Genomic DNA, 19,943 nt, shown 5'->3' on the forward strand with positions numbered 1-19,943 from the left:
TCATTCCTGGCCGGAAGCCCAACATGCTGGTGATCCATCACCGCCTAGAACCCCAGCCCTACTGGGACGAAGAACTGCACCTGACCTTCGACGCCCGCAGCAAGAGTCGCCTGCGCTGCTTCAGCGCGGCTGGCGAGGACGTCGGCCTGTTCCTCGAACGCGGCCAGGGGCCGCTGCACGACGGCGACTGCCTGCGCGCCGAGGACGGGCGCATCGTCCGCGTGGTCGCCCGTAGCGAGCCGCTGCTGCACGTCACCTGCGAATCCAGCTTCGAGCTGATGCGCGCCGCCTACCACCTGGGCAACCGCCACGTCGCCCTGCAGATCGGCGACGGCTGGCTGCGCCTGCTCGACGACCATGTGCTGCGCGCCATGCTCGACCAGCTCGGTGCCAACACCTGCACGGTAGAAGCCGCCTTCCAGCCCGAACACGGCGCCTATGGCGGCGGCCATCACCATTCCCACCATGGCGACGCCGAGTTCAACTACGGCCCGCGCCTGCACCAGTTCGGCGTACGCCTGTGAACAAGGCCTGGGCCCTCCTCCGGCTGGCCAGCCCGCAGCTGCCCATTGGCGGCTACAGCTATTCCCAAGGCCTGGAGATGGCCGTCGATCAGGGCCTGGTGCACGACCCACTGAGCGCCCAGCGCTGGATCGCCGATCAGTTGCTGCTCAACCTGGCTCGCTTCGAGGCGCCGCTGCTGCTCGCCCACTGTCGCGCCGCGATCGACGGCGACTGGCCGGCCCTGGCCGAACTGGCCGAACAGCACCGCGCCAGCCGCGAGACCCGCGAGCTGGCCCTGGAGAGCCGGCAGATGGGCTATTCGCTACGCCAACTGCTCGAAGGCCTACCAGAGCTCGACGAGCCAGCCCGTGAATTCCTCACCGCCCAGTCGGAGGTCGGCCTGGCGCCGGCCTGGGCGCTGGCCGCACGCGCCTGGTCGATCAGCGCCGAAGAAGCCCTGGCCGCCTGGCTGTGGGGCTGGCTGGAAAACCAGCTGGCGGTGCTGATGAAGACCCTACCCCTGGGCCAGCAAGCCGCCCAGCGCCTGACTTCGGAGCTGCTACCGCTGCTGGAACAGGCGCAGCAGGAAGCCCAGATCGCCACACCCGAACACTGGGGCAGTGCCGCCTTCGGCCTGGCCCTGGCGAGCATGGCGCACGAGCGCCAGTACAGCCGTTTATTCCGCTCATGAAACAAGGAAACCTGCCATGAACAGCCAACCCCTGCGCGTCGGTATCGGCGGCCCGGTCGGATCGGGCAAGACCGCCCTGACCCTGGCCCTGTGCCAGGCCCTGCGCGAGCGCTACAACATCGCCGTGGTCACCAACGACATCTACACCCAGGAAGACGCCCAGTTCCTGGTGCGCAACGAGGCCCTGGCGCCCGAGCGGATCATCGGCGTGGAGACCGGCGGCTGCCCGCACACGGCGATCCGCGAGGACGCCTCGATCAACCTGGAGGCGGTCGACCAGCTCAACCGGCGTTTCCCCGGTCTCGACCTGATCATCGTCGAATCCGGCGGCGATAACCTCTCCGCCACCTTCAGCCCGGAGCTGTCGGACCTGACCCTGTATGTGATCGACGTCTCCGCCGGCGACAAGCTGCCGCGCAAGGGCGGCCCCGGCATCTGCAAGTCCGACCTGCTGGTGATCAACAAGGTCGACCTGGCACCCATGGTCGGTGCCTCGCTGGAAGTGATGGACCGCGACGCCCGCAAGATGCGCGGCGACAAGCCCTTCGTCTTCAGCAACCAGAAAGTCGGCCAGGGTCTGGACCAGATCATCGCCTTCATCGAACGCCACGGCATGCTCGGCGCCGCCTAAGGAGAATTCCATGCAACTGCGCAAAACCCTGTTCGCCATCGCCCTGTTCCTCAGCCCGGCACTGGCCTTCGCCCACACCGGCCACGACCACTCCGGGCTGATGGCTGGCGTCGCCCACCCCATCACCGGCCTCGACCACCTGCTGGCGATGCTCGCCGTCGGCCTGTGGGCCGCGCAGCAGAACGGTGCCGCACGCTGGGCGCTGCCGCTCACCTTCGTCGGCAGCATGCTGCTGGGCGGCCTGCTCGGCTTCGCCGGTGTGGAAATCCCGCTGATGGAGACCGGCATCGCCGGCTCGGTGCTGGCCTTCGGCCTGTTGGTGGCAGTCGCCGCGCGCCTGCCGATGGCCCTGTCGGTCGGCCTGACCGCGCTGTTCGCCCTCACCCACGGCGTGGCCCACGGCCTGGAACTGCCGGACCTGGCCAGCCCCTGGGGCTACGCCGCCGGCTTCGTCGCTGCCACCGCCGCCCTGCATGGCCTGGGCTATGTGGTCGTGCGCTACCTGCCGCGCGCTGCCGCGCCGCTGGTGCGCATCGCCGGCGCAGCCGGGGCCGGTGCCGGCGTCTGGCTGCTGGCCAGCTGAGACCCCGCTCACGGGCGTGCCCGGCACACCCTTGCTAGACTCTCGGGGACCACGACCACGGTTCCCCGCATGTTCCCCAGCCGCCTTTTCCGTCCCCTGCTCGGCCTGCTGATGCTGTGCGCCACGCTGGCCAGCGCCGAGGAAGCGGACAAGCCGGAGGTGTTCTGGAACATGAGCGCCTGGCCGGGCCTGATCAACATGCGTGACGGCCACCCGGACGACGGCATCATCGTCGACCTGCTGCGGCAGATGACCGAGCGCTTGCCGCAATACCGCCACAGCTACCGCCTGAACAACCTCACCCGCGGCCTGGAACAGCTCAAGCGCGAGCCGCTCAGCTGCTTCCTGCCGACCTTCCCCACGCCCGAGCGTGACCGCCACGGCTACTACGTCGGCCTGTTCGTCGCCACGCCTCACCAGCTGATAGTGCGCACCGCTGACGTGCCACGCTTCGCGCCCCAGGGCGGCGAGGTATCACTACGCGAGATCCTGCGCGACAAGCAGCTGCGTGGCGGCCTGGTGCGCGACCGCAGCTATGGCCCAGTGCTCGATCCGCTGCTGCAAGCTCCCGATGCCCTACCGCAACTGCAGCGCATCCAGACCAGCAGCGCCGGCACCAACCTCTACGGCATGCTCGAACACCAGCGTATCGACTACATCCTTGATTACGCGGAAGTGCTGCAGTACGTGCAGCGCGAGCAGGGTGTCGCCCAGGAGCTGAGCCTGTTACCGCTGGCCGAGGCCAGCTCGCCCTACCTCAGTGGCATCTACTGCAGCAAGAACGCCGAAGGTGCCGAGCTGATCCGCCGCCTCGACCAGGTGGCGCGCCAGCCTGACTTCATCGCGCTGTTCATCGAGGCGCAGAAGGCCTACATCCCGGCACCGACCCTGCAGCACTACCAAGCCTGGCTGGAGCGCTTCTTCGCCGAGCGACCGTACAAGGACCTGACCTCGCTGCCGCGTTGAGAGTTTGCTGCTACAGCTATCGGCATCATCGAAACAATCAACCGGCCAAGCCCGCGTCGGCGGCCTAGTCTGACGGCTCATCACCCGGAGAGCCGAACATGCCCATTCACGACTTCGTCCGCGCCCTGCTCGCGGCTTATGCAGCAGGCGCCAGCGGCAATTGCCCTGAGCGACTCGCCTGACCGATCGGACAGGGTTACCCTGTGCTCCCTTTCGATAACGGGAGCCCCCAGCATGAGCCTGAAGTCCGTCTGCGTGTTCTGTGGCGCCAGTCCAGGCGCACGCCCGATCTACCATGAAGCAGCCGCCAACCTCGGCCGCAGCCTGGCCGAACGCGGCCTGACCCTGGTCTACGGCGGTGGCGCGGTGGGCCTGATGGGTGTGGTGGCTGACGCGGCCCTGGCCGCTGGTGGCGAGGTGATCGGCATCATCCCGCAGAGCCTGGAGCGCGCCGAGATCGGCCACAAGGGCCTGACGCGTCTGGAGGTAGTGGACGGCATGCACGCGCGCAAAGCGCGCATGGCCGAACTGGCCGACGCTTTCATCGCCCTGCCTGGTGGTCTGGGCACCCTGGAAGAACTGTTCGAGGTGTGGACCTGGGGCCAGCTCGGCTACCACGCCAAACCGCTGGGCCTGCTCGAAGTGGACGGTTTCTACTCGCGCCTGACCGACTTCCTCGACCACCTGGTGGCCGAGCGCTTCGTCCGTGAACAGCACCGCAGCATTCTGCAGGTCAGCGAATCGCCGACGGCGCTGCTCGAGCTGATGAACGACTGGCAGCCCACGGCCGCGCCCAAGTGGGTCGACCGCGAGCCGAAGTAAGCGCCAGGCTCAGCCCGACTGCTGCACGATCACCGTCTGCGTAGGCATCGGCGCCGGGAAACCGGCCTCGCCGAGGGCGTCCTTGATCACCTTGTTGGTGTCGAAGTAGACCTGCCAGTAGTGATCGGTATGGCAGTAGGGGCGCACCGCCAGCACCGGGCCGACCAGGTTGAACTCGAGAATCTCGACGTCCACCGCCGGCTCGGCCAGCACGTTGTCCAGCGTCGCGATGCGCTGCTTGAGCAGGGCGGCGGCGCCTTTCCAGTCGGCCGCGCCGGACAGCTGCGCGGTCAGATCGACACGGCGGAAGGCGTTGTGCGAGTAGTTCTGGATGGTGTCGCTGAAGATCTTGTTGTTGCCCACCAGGGTCAGCACGTTGTCCGGCGTATTGATCGCGGTGACGAACAGGCCGATCTCGGTGACCGTGCCGGTAACGCCGCCGGCAGTGACGAAGTCGCCGACCTTGAACGGCCGTAGCACAATGATGAAACCGCCCGCCGCAAGGTTGGCTAGCAGCCCCGACCAGGCCATGCCGATGGCCAGGCCGACTGCGGCGATCAGCGCAGCGAAGGTGGTGGTCTGTACCCCGAAGTAGCCGAGGATGCCGATCACCAGCAGGATGTTCAGGGTGACGGTGACGAAGTTGCCCAGGTAGCGCAGCACGGTCGGGTCGACGCGCTGTTTGCCGAGGGCCTTCTGCAACAGACTGACGGCAAAGCCGATCAGCCAGCGGCCAATCACCCAGAAGGCGATGGCGGCCAATATCTTCACCGCGAATTCGGCGCCGTATTGCGCCACCACGTCCATCAGTTGGTTGACCTTGGTGGTGCCCACCGTGATCAGTTCTTGACCCTCTTCCATGGCGCTTCCCCATATGCGGTGAATGACTGGAAGAACGCTAGCACGCCGTCAGCGAAACGCCGGCCCAGCGAGCCGGCAAGGCACTTGGCCATCTTCTACACTGCATAGGCGCCCCCTCTCCCGGTTTCGCCCCATGCGCCCGCTCCTGGTGTTGCTCGCAGTTCTGCTTCCCCTGGCTCCGGGCATTGCCGCCGGTGCTGACGTGCTGCGCCTGCTCACCTGGCCCGGTTATGCCGATGCCGACCTGGTGGCCGAGTTCGAACAGCGCCACAACGTGAAAGTGGAAGTCACCCTGGTCGGTAGCGACGACCTGATGCGCGACAAGCTCAGCGCCAACAACGGCGCCGATTACGACCTGATCACCGCCAATACTGCGGAGATCGAGCACTATATCCAGCAGAACCTGCTGCAGCCGCTGCAACCGCCACGCATCCCCAACACCGCGCGCCAGCTGTGGCGCTTCCGCGACTACCCGAAGATTCCCGGCATCAGCGTCGCCGGCAAGGTCTACGCGATTCCCTACACCTACTCGGAAATCGGTCTGATCTATGACCGCACTCAGCTGAGCAGCCCGCCGCAGTCCATCACCAGCCTGTGGGACCCGCAGCTGCAAGGCCGGGTGCTGGCCTTCAACGGCAGCAGCCACAACTTCTCCCTGGCCAGCCAGTCCCGGGGCCGCGACCCATTCAGGATCAGCGACGACGACTTCCCGCAACTCACCGAACAGCTGATCGCCCTGCGCCGCAACGTGCTGACCTTCTATTCGCAGCCCGAAGAGGCCGCCAGCCTGTTCAAGGAACACCATATCGCCCTGCTGCTGGCCAACTACGGGCGCCAGCAGCTCAAGCAGTTGCGCGATGCCGGCGCCGATGTCGGCTACGTGATTCCCCGCGAAGGTGCACTGGCCTGGCTGGACTGCTGGGCGATCAGCCGTGGGGCGCGTGATGTGGCGCTGGCCGAGGCGTGGATCGACTTCACCCTGGAGGCGCCGATGAGCCGCGCCCTGGTCGAGCGCCAGGGCCTGTCCAACACCGTGGAGGAGCCGGAGAGCCTGGACGTGCCCGGCCGCCTGATCTGGCTGCGCCCGGTCGAGGACGCCGAGCGCCGCACGCGCCTGTGGGAACGCGTGCTGTCCGGCGAGCGACCGCCGCTGGTGGAGACGCCATGAAGATCGGCATCGCCTTCAAGCTCGGCTGCCTGCTGACCCTGTTCGGCGTGCTGGTCTGCGGCCTGACCGGTTACTACTCCTACAGCAGCAGCCGCGCCATGCTGCTGAAGTCCGCCGAACGCGACCTGCTCACCGCCACCCAGGTGCTCGGCCGCAACCTGCGCGGCACCATCGACGGCGTGGCGCGCGACGCCCTGCTCATGGCCAAGGTCGCCCAGTCGCGGCAACTGCCCACCCTCAACGACGATGCACGCCGGCACAGCGAGCGCGACCTGGTCGAGCTGTTCCGTGCGCAGATGCAGGTGCACCCGGAATACATGCAGATCCGCCTGATCAGCGCCGCCGGCCACGGCCTGGAACAGGTGCGGGTCGACCGCGACGGCCAGCGCCTGCTCAACATCGGCGGCCTCAAGCTGCAGGAGAAGGGCCACTACGCCTACGTGTTCGAGACCCTGCGCCTGCCGCCGGGAGAAGTACGTCTGTCGCCCATCGTCATCAACCACGAGCTGGGCGCCCACTCCGGGCTGGGCAAGCCGACCCTGCACGTCTCCACCCCGGTGGCCGGCCTGGACGGCAAGCTGTACGGGGTGATGGTGATCAACATCGACCTCGACCAGCTGTTCGACCAGCTCAAGAGCGACCTGCCCAGCTACTACCAGATCTACCTGAGCAACCGCTGGGGCGACCTGCTGATCCACCCCGACCAGCGCCGCACCTTCGGCTTCGACCTGGGCCGACGCATCTTCCTGCAGGAGGAGTTCCCCGACGTCACCCAGTTGCTGGAGGGCGGCAAGCTGGACAGCCTGGTCAGCCATGCCGAACAGCGGCAGAACGCCCTGGTCGCCGCCTTCGTCCGCCTCGACGTCAACGCCAGCACGCCGGAGCGCTTCATCGTCCTCGGCCTGGCCGTGCCGGAGAGCCAGGTGCTGGCCGAGACCTCACGGCTGGGCCAGCGCATCATCCAGGTCGTGCTGCTGTCGAGCCTGCTGGCCCTGGCCATCGCCGTGTTCGGCTCACGGGCCATGACCCGCTCGCTGAAGAGCATCACCCTGGCCGTGCAGCAGTTCGCCCAGGAGCGCCGCATCAGCCCGCTGCCGACCCAGCGCAAGGACGAGCTCGGCCAGCTGGCGCGCAGCTTCGCGCGCATGCAGGAGGAGATCGTCGACCAGCTGGACGAGCTCAACCAGCGCCGCGATGCCCTGGAGCACCTGGCCCGCCACGACCCGCTGACCGGCCTGCCCAACCGCCGAGTGTTCTTCGAGCGCCTGGAACATGCCCTGGCCAGCGCGCGGCGCAGCACCAGGCCGCTGGCGGTGCTGTTCGTCGACCTCGACCACTTCAAGGAACTCAACGACAGCCTCGGCCACGGTGTCGGCGACCGCGTGTTGCAGGCAGTGGCCAACCTGCTGCGTTCGGCCACCCGCGAGAGCGACACGGTGGCGCGCCTGGGCGGCGACGAGTTCGTCATCCTCATCGAGCAGCTGGACGACCCACAACAGGTCATCGCCGTACTGCAGAAGCTGCACGAACGCTTCCAGTTGCCCATGCGCCTGGAAGGGCGCGATATTCAGGTACAGGCCAGCATGGGCGTCAGCCTGTTCCCGCGCGACGGCGACGACGTCGAATCGCTGCTGCAACAAGCCGACCGCGCCATGTACGCGGCCAAGAATTCGGGGCGCAACACCTACAGCTACGAGGCCAAGAACCCGTACTGAGTTAGCCAGGGTGAAACCTCCGGCGTTTTCGCGGCGTCTATGCTTTCGCTATCGCAATCCCTCTCGATCTGGAGAATCCGGTGCTTCCATTGCTGGTCTGTGACGACTCGACCATGGCGCGCAAGCAGCTGATCCGCGCCCTGCCCCCCGACTGGCCTGTTTCCATCACCCAGGCCGCCCACGGCGAAGAGGCCATGGCCGCAATCCGCCAGGGCCTGGGCCAGGTGGTGCTGCTGGACCTGACCATGCCGGTGATGGACGGCTATCAGGTGCTGGCCAAGGTCCAGGAGGAAGGCCACAGCTGCCGCATTCTGGTGGTCTCCGGCGACGTGCAGGACGAGGCGCGCCGCCGTGTCACCGAGCTGGGCGCCCTGGCCTTCATCCGCAAACCGGCGCCGGCCGAAGAACTGCGCGCGATCCTCGACGAGCTCGGCCTGCTACAGCTCAGCGCTGATGCGGATGTCGCGGCTCCTGCTGCCGTACCCGCCCCAGCTGCCCCAGTAGATACCAAGGTCGGTTTCCGCGATGCCCTGCGCGAGGTCAGCAACGTCGCCATGGGCCGCGCCGCCGCACTATTGGCGGAGGAGCTGGGCGTATTCGTGCAGCTGCCGATCCCGGCGGTGAACCTGTTCGAGGCCAGCGAGCTGCACATGGCCCTGGCCGACGCCAACCGTGGCGAGCAGCTCAGCGCGGTGTGCCAGGGCTTCGTCGGCGAGGCCATCGCCGGCGAGGCGCTGCTGCTGTTCCACGACTCACAGGTCGCCGACATCGCCCACCTGCTCGGCCTGCGCCCGGGCGGCGATGTCGCCACCTCGGAGATGCTGCTGGATCTGGCCAGCGTGCTGATCGGCGCCTGCCTGTCGGGCATCGCCGAGCAGCTCGACATCCGCTTCTCCCAGGGCCACCCGCAACTGCTGGGCCAGCATGCGCGCAGCATCGACGAGCTGATCCAGTTCAACGGCGCGCGCTGGCGCAAGACCCTGGCGGTGGAGATCAGCTACGGCCTGGAGGATCACGCGGTGAACTTCGACCTGCTGATCCTGTTCACCGAGAACTCGGTGCCCCGGCTGACCGCCAAAATTCAGTACCTGATGGAGTAAGCCATGCCCAGCGAAGCCCAGATCGACCTGCGCGAACTGCACTGGCTGCTCGACATCGTCCAGTGCCTGGACGTCGGCGTGCTGGTGATGGACCGCAACTTCCGCGTCGAGGTGTGGAACAGTTTCATGGAGAACCACTCGGGGCTTGGCGCCGACCAGGTGCAGGGCCGCAGCCTGTTCCAGCTGTTTCCCGAGATCGACCGCCCCTGGCTGGAGCGCAAGGTCGGCACCGTACTGCGCCTGGGCACCCGTGCCTTCAGCCTGTGGCAGCAGCGCCCGTATCTGCTGCGCTTCGAGACCTACCGACCGATCACCGGCCAGGCCGACTTCATGTACCAGAACCTGACCATCCTGCCGCTGGCCGCCACCGGCGGCGAGGTGCAGCACGTGTGCATGGTGATCTACGACATGACCGAAGCCGCCGAGGCGCAACTGCGCCAGACCAGCGAGCCGTAACAACGCGCGCGCCGACCCTGAGCGGTCGGCGCGGCGTTACTTCTTCTTAGGGCGAGGCTTCTCGCCGAACTTGGGCACCGCGCGCACGGCCTTGGCCTTGGGCTTGTCGTCGTCGGCCTCGAACCAGTTGCCCATGTGAATCTTGCCCTTGCCGGCACCAGGGATCACCTTGACCTTGGGTTTCTTCGGTTTCTTCAGTACCGCGCCGCCGGGGGCGGTCTGCGGCACCCGGTGATCCGGCACAAAGCCCGGTTCGTCCTCGCGGCGGATGATCTGGCCGATCAGCGTCTCGATGGCCGCCAGCAGCTCGACTTCGTCGGCGCAGACCAGCGACACCGCCTCACCGGTGGCGCCAGCACGGCCGGTACGGCCGATGCGGTGCACGTAGTCCTCGGCGACGATCGGCAGGTCGAGGTTGACCACCCGTGGCAGCTCGCTGATGTCCAGGCCGCGCGCAGCCACGTCGGTGGCAGCCAGCACCCGCACTTCGCCGGCCTTGAAGCGCTGCAGGGCACGCAGGCGCGACGGTTGCGGCTTGTCGCCGTGGATCGAGTCGGCGGCGATGCCTTCAGACAGCAGCAACTGCTCCAGCTCGTCGACACCCTTGCGGGTCTTGGCGAATACCAGCAGCTGGTCCCAGCCACGCTCGCGGTACAGGTGCAGCAATAGCTCGCTCTTGCGCTTCTTGTCCACCGTCACCAGCCACTGTTTGACGCTCTTGGCCGCCGCGTTGCGCGGGCTGACCTCGATGGACAGCGGGTCGCGCAGCAGCTCCTTGGCCATCAGGCGGATGGCGTCAGAGAAGGTGGCGGAGAACAGCAGAGTCTGGCGCTTGCGCGGCAGTGCGCTGAACAGCTCGTCCAGCTCCTTGGCGAAGCCCAGGTCGAGCATGCGGTCGGCCTCGTCCAGCACCAGCGCCTGCAGCTGGTCGAAGCGCACCGCGTTCTGCCGGTACAGGTCGAGCAGGCGGCCGGGGGTGGCCACCAGCAGGTCGATGCCCTTGCGCAGCTTCATCATCTGCGGGTTGATGCTGACCCCGCCGTACACCGAGTAGGTACGCAGCGGCAGGTTTTGCGCGTACTGCTGCACCGCCTGCGCCACCTGCTCGGCCAGTTCGCGGGTCGGCACCAGCACCAGCGCGCGCACCGAGTTGGCCGCTACCTGGCTGCCTTCCATGGTCAGCTTCTGCAGCAGCGGCAGGGCGAAGCCGGCGGTCTTGCCGGTGCCGGTCTGCGCCGCGGCGAGCACGTCGCGCCCCTTGAGCACGGCGGGAATGGCCTGCTTCTGCACCGGCGTGGGCTCGCGGTAGTCGAGCGCCTCCAGGGTACGCAGCAGGGGTTCGATCAGGCCGAGGGGTTCGAAGGACATGGCGGAGCAACCAGAAACGGAAAGACGCAAGTTTAACCGTTCGCTTCAGAACCTGTTCAAAGTCTCGCTAGCTAGAGTCAGGCTAGGCAAAAACAAGCGAAGAAGCGCAGTTTACGAGTGGTAAATGAGCATTCTGAGCTTGTTTTTAACAACGCATGGCCGACGCGCAGCAGGCTTTGGGCAGGTTCTCAGTCGTGCTCGACTACCACGCGCAATCCGTCGTCATCGGCTTGTGCGCGCAGACGAATCGCCGCCGGGTCCTGCAGTACGCAGTCGGCGATGGCCGGCTCCAGTTCGGTACGCACCCGCCGCGCCAGGGCACGGGCGCCATAGCGCGCGTCGTGGGCGCGGCACAGCCACTCGACCGCGCCCTCCTCCAGCCACAGCGAGCGACCCTGGCGGCCCAGGCGCTGGTTGAGCTTGGTCAGCTCGATCTCCAGCAGCGCCTCCAGCCAGTCGTCGTCGAGGCTCTGGAAGTCGAGGATGCGGTCGATGCGATTGAGGAACTCCGGGTCGAAGCTGCGCGTAAGCGCCCGCTCGCGCTCACCGGCCTCGTCGGCGCGCAGGCCCAGCCAGCTGCGCCAGCCACGGGCGAAACGCTCACGCAGACGCTGCACCGGCTGGGCGCCGACGTTGCTGGTCATGAAGATCAGGCTGTTGCGGAAATCCAGGGTGCGGCTGCCGGCGGTGAGGGTCAGGCGGCCGTTCTCCAGCACGCCGAGCAGGCTGCGCAGCACCTCGGGGCTGGCCTTCTCCAGCTCGTCGAACAGCACGATGCCGGGGCGCCCGAATGTGCCGGCGATGGCCTCGGCGTCGAACAGGGTGGTGCCCTCCTTGCTACCGACATAGCCCGGCGGCGCGCCGGTCAAGGCGGCAGCGTAGTGCTCCTGGGCCAGGGTGTGCATGTCGATACGGCAGAAGGCGTCGGCGCGACCATGAATGGCCTGGGCCAGCAGGCGCACCACCTCGGTCTTGCCGACGCCGGTGGGGCCCATGAACAGGTTGACCGACAGCGGCCGCTCGCGCTCGCCGATGTCGGCCTTGACCACCTTGAGCAGTGCCTCGACCTGCTCCAGCACCGCGTCCTGGCCGACGATGCGCTCGCGCAGCAGGGCCATGACCTTGCCCGGCTCGAACAGGAAGCGCGATTGCAGGGTGGCTGGCGCCGCCTCGGTCAGGCGCTGGCGGTTGTGTTCGAGCAGGTCGTTGGCGAAGGGCATGGTTCAGCCTGCGACCTTTTCCTTGCCGGGGTGCGGCAGTTCGCCCACCGGGCAATCGGCCACGCCGATGGTCGAGCGGGTCAGCTTCTCAACGTCCTCCTGGGCCTTCTGCGCGTCCAGCACCCAGGTGCGGTAGAACTCGAACGGGCAGTCGGCCACGCCCTTGTCGCCGTCGCCGGAGTTGTACACGCCGGTGTAGCCACGATGCAGCAGCTTGAACAGGTGGTTCTGCGACTGGTCGTTGGCCCGTGCATCACGGATCTGCGACACCGACAGCTGGGCGTACTGGATGCCCATCTCCTCCTCGCCACATTCGCCAAGAGTGCGGCCGTCGAAACCGATCAGCGCGGAGTGGCCGAAGTAGCTGTACACGCCGTCGAAGCCGGTGGCGTTGGCCACCGCCACGTAGCAGTTGTTGGCCCAGGCCATGGTCTTGGCCATCAGCACCTGCTGCTCCTTCGCCGGGTACATGTAGCCCTGGCAGCGCACGATCAGCTCGGCGCCCTTCATCGCGCAGTCGCGCCAGATTTCCGGGTAGTTGCCGTCATCGCAGATGATCAGGCTGATCTGCATGCCCTTGGGGCCTTCGGACACGTAGGTGCGGTCGCCCGGATACCAGCCCTCGATGGGGCACCAGGGGATGCACTTGCGGTACTTCTGCACGATCTCGCCCGCATCGTTGACCAGGATGAGGGTGTTGTACGGCGCCTTGTGCGGGTGCTCCTCGTGGCGCTCGCCGGTGAGCGAGAAGATGCCCCAGGTCTTCGCCTCGCGGCAGGCGGCGGAGAAGATCGCCGTCTCCTCGCCCGGGACCGTGGCGGCGGTGGCCATCATCTCGTCCTTGTCGTACATGATGCCCATGGTGCTGTACTCGGGGAACACCACCAGGTCCATGCCCGGCAGGCCAAGCTTCATGCCCTTGATCATCTCGGCGATCTTGCGCGCGTTGTCGAGCACTTCAGCCTTGCTGTGCAGGCGCGGCATCTTGTAGTTGACGACGGCGACGCCGACGGTATCGGGGCTGCTGGAAATATCGCCGTGACGCATGACGGAACTCCTGTGTTGAGGCTGGAAACTAGTGGCTGATCATCCACGGCCGCGCCGAGGGGCTGGCCTTGAGGCCGTGGGGGTTGGCCTTGGTCCGCTCGACCGGCTTGCTCGGACCGCAGCAGCTGCAGCCGGCCGGGTGCTTGCGGTTGGCCTTGTACTCTTCGAGGGTCTGCGGCGCGTGGCGCGAGCGCTCGTTGGTCTCGTGCACGCGGCGCTGGCTGCCGGGCATGGTGGCCAGGCCGGGGGCGCTGAGAATCACCCGCTCGCTGGTGGTCTCGCAGTAGGGGCAGGCGCAGGGCGTGTCGCGCTCGGCCATCGGCCGTAGCACGGTGAAGTCGCCGCACTGCGGGCAGTCGTATTCGTAGATCGGCATATCGACCTCCTGGGAAGCGGAGCGCACGGCGCACGCGGCGCCGTGCGCGGGGGCATCACTTGTCGTAGGCGATGGGCATGTCGATGCTGCCGTCCAGGTACTTGGTCGGGCCGCTCGCGCTGGGGTTGATGTCGAACTCGAAGATGTCAGTCGGCAGCCACAGGGTGGCGCAGGCGTTGGGGATGTCGACCACGCCGCTGATATGCCCCTGCACCGGCGCCGAGCCGAGCAGCGAGTAACCCTGGGCCGGCGAGTAGCCGAACTTGGTCAGGTAGTTGATGGCATTGAGGCAGGCCTGCTGGTAGGCCAGGTTGACGTCCAGGTAGTGCTGCTTGCCGGCGTCGTCGACCGAGATGCCTTCGAAGATCAGGAAGTTGTTGTAGTTCGGCACGATCGGGCTGGGCTTGAAGATCGGGTTCTTGATGCCGTACTTGGCCATGCCGCCCTTGATCAGTTCGACCTTCATGTGCACCCAGCCGGCCATCTCGATGGCGCCGCAGAAGGTGATTTCACCGTCACCCTGGCTGAAGTGCAGGTCGCCCACCGACAGGCCGGCGCCGTCTACGTAGACCGGGAAGAAGATCTTCGAGCCGCGCGACAGATCCTTGATGTCGCAGTTGCCGCCGTGTTCACGCGGCGGCACGGTGCGCGCGCCGGTGGCGGCGGCCATGTCGCGCTCGGAGCCTTTCATCTTGCCCATGTGCGCGGTGCTGGCGAACGGCGGGTTGGCCAGCGGCGGCACGCGGGTCGGGTTGGTGTCGATCAGTTCCTGCTCGCGCTTGTTCCAGTCGGCGAGCATCTTATGGTCCGGCAGGCAGCCTATCAGGCCGGGGTGGATCAGGCCGGCGAAGCGCACACCGGGAATGTGCCGGCTCTTGGTGAACATGCCCTCGAAGTCCCAAATCGACTTCTGCGCGGACGGGAAGTAGTCGGTCAGGAAGCCGCCGCCGTTGTTCTTCGAGAAGAAGCCGTTGAAGCCCCACTGCGACTCGGCCTTGGCGCCGATATCGAGCAGCTCGACCACCAGTAGGTCACCCGGTTGTGCGCCATGCACGCCGACCGGGCCGGACAGGTAGTGCACGGTGGACAGGTCGACATCGCGCACGTCGCTGGCGTCGTCGTCATTCTTGATCGCACCGCCGGTCCAGTCATAGGTTTCCAGGATGAAGTCGTCGCCCGGCTTGACCCAGCAGGCCATCGGGATGTCCGGGTGCCAGCGGTTGTGGACTTGTTCGTTCTCGGTGGCGGCCTGGTTGAGGTCGACCTTGATCAGGGTGTCGGTCATGGCAGTGCTCCTGGGACCTGTGGTGGGTGCCTGGCGCATTGATGCGCCGGGGTACGGTGGCCAGTCTCGGGGAGCGCAGCGAGGGCGAAAATACGTTGGATGACGTATGCGTGGCGCCAGCAATGACGCGGCTTGCAGCGGCCTTTACGCAGACACGAAAAAGCGGCCGGCGCATGGAGAACACGCCGGCCGTAAACAGGTGAAACGTTGCCCTCCCCCGAGCGGGAGATGGGTTGAAATCACACCGACAAGTAGCGGCTGATGGTCGCCTCATCGACCTTGTCGCGCGCCTCCTCGATGACGAACTTGCCCTTCTCGATGACCAGGAAGCGGTCGGCGATTTCCATGGTGAAGGACAGCACCTGCTCGGAGACGATGATGGTCAGGTCACGCAGGTTGCGGATCTCCTTCAGGGTGCGGGCGATGTCCTTGATGATCGACGGCTGGATGCCCTCGGTCGGCTCGTCGAGCAGCAGCACCTTGGGGTTGGTGGCCAGCGCACGGGCGATGGCCAGCTGTTGCTGCTGGCCGCCGGAGAGGTTGCCGCCCTTGCGGTGACGCATCTCCTGCAGCACCGGGAACAGCGCGTAAAGGTCGTCCGGCACCTGGCCCTTGGCCGACGCCGGCAGGCCAGTCTGGATGTTCTCCAGCACGGTCATGCTGGGGAAGATCATCCGCCCCTGCGGCACGTAGGCGATGCCGGCCTCGACGCGCTGGTGGGTCTCCAGCTTGGAGATGTCCTGGCCGTCGACGCTGATCTGCCCGCCCCACTGTGGCAGCACGCCCATCAGGCTCTTGAACAGGGTGGTCTTGCCCATGCCGTTGCGGCCCATCACGGCGACGATTTCCTTCTTCGCCACGTCGAGGTTGAGTTCGTGGAGGATCTGGCTCTGGCCGTAGCCGGAGACGAGGTTATTGATCTGGAACATGCTGGACTCCTTGACCCGGGGCTCAGTGCCCCAGGTACACCTCGATGACCTTGGGATTACTCTGCACCGCGTCCATGCTGCCCTCGGCCAGCACTTTGCCCTGGTGCAGCACGGTGACCTTGTGCGCGATGCTCTTGACGAACTCCATGTCGTGCTCGATGACCAGCACCGAGCGCCCCTGGCTGATGCGCTTGAGCAGTTCGGCGGTGGCCACGCGCTCGCTGACGCTCATGCCGGCCACCGGCTCGTCGAGCATCAGCAGCTGCGGGTCCTGCATCAGCAGCATGCCGATCTCCAGCCACTGCTTCTGGCCGTGCGAGAGCAGATCGGCCTGCATGTGCAGGTGCTCGCCGAGCATGATCTCGGTGGCCACCTGCTCGACCCGCTCGATCACCGCCTGCGAGCGTTTGAAGAACAGCGCGCCGAACACCTTGCGCCCGGCCGGGTAGGACATCTCCAGGTTCTCGAACACCGTCAGGTTCTCGTAGATCGACGGGTTCTGGAACTTGCGCCCGACACCGGCGCGGACGATGTCGAACTCGCGCATCTTGGTCAGCTCGCGGTTCTCGAACTGGATGCTGCCGGCGGTGGCCTTGGTCTTGCCGCAGATCAGGTCGAGCACCGTGGTCTTGCCGGCGCCGTTGGGGCCGATGACCACGCGCACCTCGTTGCGGTCGATGTACAGGTTGAGGTCATCGACCGCCTTGAAGCCGTCGAACGACACGGTCAGACCCTCGATGGCCAGCACCGGTTTGGGCATCTGGAAGCCAGCAGGATTGGCGCTCATGGGGTGGTCTCCAGTTCGGGAGTGGGTGCGGCCTTGGCGACCGGCTTGGCCACCGGCTCAGTCTTCACCGGCGCCTTGGCCTGCGGCTTGATGCGCGCCAGCCAGCGCTTGCCGTGGCTGTCCCACAGGCCGGCGAGGCCGTTGGGGAAGTACATGACCACGGCGATGAACAGGCCGCCCATCAGGTACAGCCACAGCTCGGGGAAGCTCTCGGAGAAGTAGGTCTTGCCGAAGTTGACCAGCAACGCGCCGTACACCGCGCCGAGCAGCGACAGGCGCCCGCCGACGGCGGCGAAGATGACCATCTCGATCGACGGCACGATGCCGACGAAGCTCGGCGACATGAAGCCGACCTGCAGGGTGAACATCGCCCCGCCGATGGCGGCGAAGGCGGCGCCGACGCAGAACACGAAGATCTTGAAGCTGGCCACGTCGTAGCCGGAGAAGCGCACGCGTTCCTCCTTGTCGCGCATGGCCAGCAGCAGGCGGCCGAGCTTGGAGGCGATGATGAAACGCGCCAGCAGGATGCAGCCGAACAGCAGGAAGGCACTGACGAAGTACAGGATCAGCTTGGCCTCGTCGGTACGGATGTCCCAGCCCATCAGGGTCTTCAGGTCGGTGATGCCGTTGACCCCGCCGGTGTAGCCCTGCTGGCCGATGATCAGCACGGTGAGGATCAGCGCGATGGCCTGGGTGACGATGGAGAAGTACACGTCACCGACGCGGCGCTTGAACATGGTCAGGCCGATCACCAGGGCCAGCAGCACCGGCACCGCGATCACCGCCAGCATGGTGAAACCGAAGCTGTGGAACGGCTGCCAGAGCATCGGCAGCTCGGTGATCTGGTTCCAGTCCATGAAGTCCGGGATGCCGGGGGTGGATTGGATCTTGGTGCTTTCCGGATCGGATGCCTCGAGCTTGAGGAACATCGCCATGCAGTAGCCGCCGAGGCCGAAGAAGATGCCCTGGCCGAGGCTGAGGATGCCGCCGTAGCCCCAGCACAGCACCAGGCCGACGGCGACGAAGGCGTAGGTCAGGTACTTGCCGACCATGTTCAGGCGGAAGGCGTCGAGCGCTAGCGGGAACACCACCAGGATCAGCACGGCGAGCACCGCCAGGCCAATGGCGCCCTGCTTGCCGCCCAGGAGTTTGTCGAGAGTCGGGTTCATGGGCGGCTCCTTACTTACGAACCTTGATGGAGAACAGGCCCTGCGGGCGCATCATCAGAATCAGGATCACCGCCGACAGGGTCAGCACCTTGGCCATCGAGCCGCTCATGAAGAACTCCATGATCGACTGGGCCTGGGCGATGGAGAACGCCGAGGCGATGGTGCCGAACAGGCTGGCCGCGCCACCGAAGACCACCACCAGGAAGGTGTCGACGATATACAGCGAACCGGCAGTCGGGCCGGTGGAGCCGATGGTGGTGAAGGCCGCACCAGCCACACCGGCCACGCCGCAGCCGAGGGCGAAGGTCATGCGGTCGACGCGCTTGGTGTTGATGCCCACCGCACGGCTCATCACCCGGTTCTGCATGGTGGCGCGCACCTGCAGGCCCCAGCGCGAGCGGTACAGCATGAGGAAGATGGTGGCGGTGAGGAGAATGGTCAGGCCCATGACGAACAGGCCGTTACGCGGGATGTCGATGGCCTCGGTGGGGTTCCACGAACCCATCAGCCACTCCGGCAGGGTGGCGCTGACCTCGCGCGCACCGAAGATCGAGCGGAACGCCTGCTGCATCACCAGGGACAGACCCCAGGTGGCCAGCAGGGTATCCAGCGGACGCTGGTACAGCTTGCTGATCATCGCCCATTCCACCAGCCAGCCGATGGCACCGGCGATGACGAAAGACAAGGCGATGGCGAAGAAGAAGTAATAGGGCCCGAAGGCCGGGGCGTACTGTTCGGTCAGCGAGGACACCACGAAGGTGGTGTAGGCGCCGATGGTGAGGAACTCGCCGTGGGCCATGTTGATCACGCCCATCTGGCCGAAGATGATCGCCAGCCCCAGAGCCATCAGCAGCAGGACGCAGAACACGGACAAGCCGTTGAAGCCCTGCATGGCCGCGATGGCACCAAATTCCGATAGCCATTCCATGTTGATGGTCTCCTGGAGGAAGAATGCGAGAGCCCCTCCCCCGCTAGGCGGGAGAGGGGTTCGGTTGGCTTACTGGTAGCCTTTCGGGAAGGGGTTCGGCTCGATCAGGCCAGACTCGTAGACCACCTTGAACTGACCGTCTTTCTGCACTTGGCCGATGCGGGTCTTGCTCCACAGGTGATGGTTGTCGTGGACCTTCACGTAGCTTTCCGGAGCGCTGTTCAGCTCGATGCCTGGCGAGGCGGCGGCGACCTTGTCGACGTCGAAGCTGCCGGCTTTCTCGACCGCGGCCTTCCACAGCCACGGGCCGAGGTAGGCGGCCTGGGTCACGTCACCGATGACCGCGTCCTTGCCGTACTTGGCCTTGAAGGCCTCGACGAAGGCGGCGTTGTTCGGGTTGTCCAGGCTCTGGAAGTACTTCATGGAGGCGTAGAAGCCTTCCATGTTCTCGCCGCCGATGCCGAGCAGTTCGTCCTCGGTGACCGACAGGGTCAGCACGTTCTGCTTGGCGGCGGTGACGCCGGCGGCTTTCATCTGCTTGTAGAAGGCCACGTTGGAACCACCAACCACGGCAGTGAACACCACGTCAGGCTTCTTCAGCTTGACCTTGTTGATCAGCGAGCCGAACTGGGTGTTGCCCAGCGGGTAGTACTCCTCGCCCACCACCTTGCCACCGAGCACGTTCTCGATGTGCTTGCGCGCGATCTTCATCGAGGTACGCGGCCAGATGTAGTCGGAGCCGATCAGGTAGAAGGTCTTGGCGCCCTTCTCCTTGGCGATCCAGTCGAGGCCGGCGAGGATCTGCTGGGTCGCTTCCTGGCCGGTGTAGATGACGTTCTTCGACTGCTCCAGGCCCTCGTAGAAGGTCGGGTAGTAGAGCAGGCCGTTTTCCTTCTCGAACACCGGCAGCACAGCCTTGCGCGAGGCCGAGGTCCAGCAGCCGAACACGGCGGCGACCTTGTCGCCCACCAGCAGCTTCTTGGCCTTCTCGGCGAAGGTCGGCCAGTCGGAGGCGCCGTCTTCCTGGATCACCTTGATCTGCCGACCGAGGATGCCGCCGGAGGCGTTGATCTGCTCGATGGCCAGGCGCTCGGCCTGGATCGAACCGGTTTCCGAGATGGCCATGGTGCCGGTGGCCGAGTGCAGCTGGCCGACGGTCACTTCGGTGTCGGTCACGGCCAGGCCGGTGGTGTTGGCGCTATCGGCCATGACGCCCTGGCTGAATACGCTGGCGGCCAGCAGCGAGAGCGCGGCGGCGCCCAGCGCCAGCCGGCGGGGTAGAAGTCGGGTCGGTTGTGCATCCATCGTCGTGCTCCTCGTGCGGTTGGGTCGTTGCC

The 19,943-nt window shown here is 66.2% G+C and carries 21 protein-coding genes; 10 read left to right on the forward strand and 11 right to left on the reverse strand.

The window, feature by feature from the left end:
• Positions 1 to 23: 23 nt before the first annotated feature.
• The 6 genes from ureE to IP89_RS08050 all read left to right on the forward strand — a co-directional run bounded on the left by ureE (position 24) and on the right by IP89_RS08050 (position 4,197).
• On the forward strand, positions 24 to 524 hold the full coding sequence (ureE, locus tag IP89_RS08025) for an urease accessory protein UreE (RefSeq protein WP_043308854.1): 501 nt from the start codon (positions 24 to 26) through the stop codon (positions 522 to 524).
• Positions 521 to 1,195 (forward strand): urease accessory protein UreF, encoded by a 675-nt coding sequence (locus tag IP89_RS08030; protein ID WP_043308855.1) that lies wholly within the window; start codon positions 521 to 523, stop codon positions 1,193 to 1,195. The genes ureE and IP89_RS08030 overlap by 4 nt, the downstream gene beginning before the upstream one ends.
• Before the next feature lie 16 nt (positions 1,196 to 1,211).
• Entirely contained in the window at positions 1,212 to 1,826 is a 615-nt protein-coding gene (gene ureG, locus IP89_RS08035) for an urease accessory protein UreG (RefSeq protein WP_043308856.1), read from the forward strand.
• Positions 1,827 to 1,836: 10 nt separating this feature from the next.
• A complete protein-coding gene (locus IP89_RS08040) occupies positions 1,837 to 2,409 on the forward strand; it encodes a HupE/UreJ family protein (RefSeq protein WP_043308857.1) in 573 nt (190 codons plus the stop codon).
• Positions 2,410 to 2,478: 69 nt separating this feature from the next.
• Complete coding sequence (locus IP89_RS08045) at positions 2,479 to 3,375, forward strand: hypothetical protein (RefSeq protein WP_043308858.1); 897 nt, start codon at positions 2,479 to 2,481, stop codon at positions 3,373 to 3,375.
• A gap of 234 nt (positions 3,376 to 3,609) precedes the next feature.
• Positions 3,610 to 4,197 (forward strand): TIGR00730 family Rossman fold protein, encoded by a 588-nt coding sequence (locus tag IP89_RS08050; RefSeq protein WP_043308859.1) that lies wholly within the window; start codon positions 3,610 to 3,612, stop codon positions 4,195 to 4,197.
• A gap of 9 nt (positions 4,198 to 4,206) precedes the next feature.
• On the opposite strand, the gene IP89_RS08055 is transcribed toward IP89_RS08050, so the two are convergent.
• Positions 4,207 to 5,058: a mechanosensitive ion channel family protein gene (locus IP89_RS08055; RefSeq protein ID WP_043308860.1), complete on the reverse strand. Its 852-nt coding sequence runs from the start codon at positions 5,056 to 5,058 to the stop codon at positions 4,207 to 4,209.
• A gap of 133 nt (positions 5,059 to 5,191) precedes the next feature.
• On the opposite strand from IP89_RS08055, the gene IP89_RS08060 reads away from it, so the two are divergent.
• The 4 genes from IP89_RS08060 (at position 5,192) to IP89_RS08075 (ending at position 9,497) form a co-directional block, all read left to right on the forward strand.
• Positions 5,192 to 6,226, forward strand: coding sequence for a PotD/PotF family extracellular solute-binding protein (locus tag IP89_RS08060; protein ID WP_043308861.1), 1,035 nt, complete (start codon positions 5,192 to 5,194; stop codon positions 6,224 to 6,226).
• Positions 6,223 to 7,941, forward strand: a complete 1,719-nt coding sequence (locus IP89_RS08065) for a diguanylate cyclase domain-containing protein (protein WP_043308862.1) — start codon at positions 6,223 to 6,225, stop codon at positions 7,939 to 7,941. Before IP89_RS08060 ends, IP89_RS08065 begins: the two co-directional genes overlap by 4 nt.
• 80 nt (positions 7,942 to 8,021) lie before the next feature.
• A complete protein-coding gene (locus IP89_RS08070; protein WP_043308863.1) occupies positions 8,022 to 9,041 on the forward strand; it encodes a response regulator in 1,020 nt (339 codons plus the stop codon).
• A gap of 3 nt (positions 9,042 to 9,044) precedes the next feature.
• Positions 9,045 to 9,497: a PAS domain-containing protein gene (locus IP89_RS08075; RefSeq protein WP_043308864.1), complete on the forward strand. Its 453-nt coding sequence runs from the start codon at positions 9,045 to 9,047 to the stop codon at positions 9,495 to 9,497.
• A gap of 36 nt (positions 9,498 to 9,533) precedes the next feature.
• Here the strand turns inward: IP89_RS08075 and IP89_RS08080 are convergent, their stop codons facing one another.
• The 10 genes from IP89_RS08080 to urtA all read right to left on the reverse strand — a co-directional run bounded on the left by IP89_RS08080 (position 9,534) and on the right by urtA (position 19,911).
• Positions 9,534 to 10,865, reverse strand: coding sequence for a DEAD/DEAH box helicase (locus tag IP89_RS08080; RefSeq protein WP_043308865.1), 1,332 nt, complete (start codon positions 10,863 to 10,865; stop codon positions 9,534 to 9,536).
• A gap of 188 nt (positions 10,866 to 11,053) precedes the next feature.
• Positions 11,054 to 12,085: an AAA family ATPase gene (locus IP89_RS08085; RefSeq protein ID WP_043308866.1), complete on the reverse strand. Its 1,032-nt coding sequence runs from the start codon at positions 12,083 to 12,085 to the stop codon at positions 11,054 to 11,056.
• Between the two features lie 3 nt (positions 12,086 to 12,088).
• A complete protein-coding gene (locus IP89_RS08090; RefSeq protein WP_043308867.1) occupies positions 12,089 to 13,132 on the reverse strand; it encodes an aliphatic amidase in 1,044 nt (347 codons plus the stop codon).
• A gap of 28 nt (positions 13,133 to 13,160) precedes the next feature.
• Positions 13,161 to 13,508, reverse strand: a complete 348-nt coding sequence (locus IP89_RS08095; protein WP_043308868.1) for a zinc ribbon domain-containing protein — start codon at positions 13,506 to 13,508, stop codon at positions 13,161 to 13,163.
• Between the two features lie 55 nt (positions 13,509 to 13,563).
• Positions 13,564 to 14,793: a formamidase gene (gene fmdA / locus IP89_RS08100; protein ID WP_043308869.1), complete on the reverse strand. Its 1,230-nt coding sequence runs from the start codon at positions 14,791 to 14,793 to the stop codon at positions 13,564 to 13,566.
• 239 nt (positions 14,794 to 15,032) lie between these two features.
• Positions 15,033 to 15,722, reverse strand: coding sequence for an urea ABC transporter ATP-binding subunit UrtE (gene urtE, locus IP89_RS08105; RefSeq protein ID WP_043308870.1), 690 nt, complete (start codon positions 15,720 to 15,722; stop codon positions 15,033 to 15,035).
• Between the two features lie 22 nt (positions 15,723 to 15,744).
• Entirely contained in the window at positions 15,745 to 16,509 is a 765-nt protein-coding gene (urtD, locus tag IP89_RS08110; protein WP_043308871.1) for an urea ABC transporter ATP-binding protein UrtD, read from the reverse strand.
• Entirely contained in the window at positions 16,506 to 17,678 is a 1,173-nt protein-coding gene (gene urtC, locus IP89_RS08115; RefSeq protein WP_043308872.1) for an urea ABC transporter permease subunit UrtC, read from the reverse strand. The genes urtD and urtC overlap by 4 nt, the downstream gene beginning before the upstream one ends.
• A 10-nt stretch (positions 17,679 to 17,688) precedes the next feature.
• Positions 17,689 to 18,606, reverse strand: a complete 918-nt coding sequence (gene urtB / locus IP89_RS08120; protein ID WP_043308873.1) for an urea ABC transporter permease subunit UrtB — start codon at positions 18,604 to 18,606, stop codon at positions 17,689 to 17,691.
• A gap of 69 nt (positions 18,607 to 18,675) precedes the next feature.
• Positions 18,676 to 19,911 (reverse strand): urea ABC transporter substrate-binding protein, encoded by a 1,236-nt coding sequence (gene urtA, locus IP89_RS08125; protein WP_043308874.1) that lies wholly within the window; start codon positions 19,909 to 19,911, stop codon positions 18,676 to 18,678.
• Positions 19,912 to 19,943 lie beyond the last annotated feature (32 nt).

The sequence above is a fragment of the Pseudomonas sp. ML96 genome, from assembly GCF_000761545.1.
GTDB lineage: Bacteria > Pseudomonadota > Gammaproteobacteria > Pseudomonadales > Pseudomonadaceae > Aquipseudomonas.

Coding starts and splice junctions, on each gene's coding strand:
- ureE (WP_043308854.1), top strand. CDS start 24: ATGCTGGTGATCCATCACCGCCTAGAACCCCAGCCCTACTGGGACGAA.
- ureG (WP_043308856.1), top strand. CDS start 1,212: ATGAACAGCCAACCCCTGCGCGTCGGTATCGGCGGCCCGGTCGGATCG.
- IP89_RS08040 (WP_043308857.1), top strand. CDS start 1,837: ATGCAACTGCGCAAAACCCTGTTCGCCATCGCCCTGTTCCTCAGCCCG.
- IP89_RS08045 (WP_043308858.1), top strand. CDS start 2,479: ATGTTCCCCAGCCGCCTTTTCCGTCCCCTGCTCGGCCTGCTGATGCTG.
- IP89_RS08050 (WP_043308859.1), top strand. CDS start 3,610: ATGAGCCTGAAGTCCGTCTGCGTGTTCTGTGGCGCCAGTCCAGGCGCA.
- IP89_RS08055 (WP_043308860.1), bottom strand. CDS start 5,058: ATGGAAGAGGGTCAAGAACTGATCACGGTGGGCACCACCAAGGTCAAC.
- IP89_RS08060 (WP_043308861.1), top strand. CDS start 5,192: ATGCGCCCGCTCCTGGTGTTGCTCGCAGTTCTGCTTCCCCTGGCTCCG.
- IP89_RS08065 (WP_043308862.1), top strand. CDS start 6,223: ATGAAGATCGGCATCGCCTTCAAGCTCGGCTGCCTGCTGACCCTGTTC.
- IP89_RS08075 (WP_043308864.1), top strand. CDS start 9,045: ATGCCCAGCGAAGCCCAGATCGACCTGCGCGAACTGCACTGGCTGCTC.
- IP89_RS08080 (WP_043308865.1), bottom strand. CDS start 10,865: ATGTCCTTCGAACCCCTCGGCCTGATCGAACCCCTGCTGCGTACCCTG.
- IP89_RS08085 (WP_043308866.1), bottom strand. CDS start 12,085: ATGCCCTTCGCCAACGACCTGCTCGAACACAACCGCCAGCGCCTGACC.
- IP89_RS08090 (WP_043308867.1), bottom strand. CDS start 13,132: ATGCGTCACGGCGATATTTCCAGCAGCCCCGATACCGTCGGCGTCGCC.
- IP89_RS08095 (WP_043308868.1), bottom strand. CDS start 13,508: ATGCCGATCTACGAATACGACTGCCCGCAGTGCGGCGACTTCACCGTG.
- fmdA (WP_043308869.1), bottom strand. CDS start 14,793: ATGACCGACACCCTGATCAAGGTCGACCTCAACCAGGCCGCCACCGAG.
- urtE (WP_043308870.1), bottom strand. CDS start 15,722: ATGTTCCAGATCAATAACCTCGTCTCCGGCTACGGCCAGAGCCAGATC.
- urtD (WP_043308871.1), bottom strand. CDS start 16,509: ATGAGCGCCAATCCTGCTGGCTTCCAGATGCCCAAACCGGTGCTGGCC.
- urtC (WP_043308872.1), bottom strand. CDS start 17,678: ATGAACCCGACTCTCGACAAACTCCTGGGCGGCAAGCAGGGCGCCATT.
- urtB (WP_043308873.1), bottom strand. CDS start 18,606: ATGGAATGGCTATCGGAATTTGGTGCCATCGCGGCCATGCAGGGCTTC.
- urtA (WP_043308874.1), bottom strand. CDS start 19,911: ATGGATGCACAACCGACCCGACTTCTACCCCGCCGGCTGGCGCTGGGC.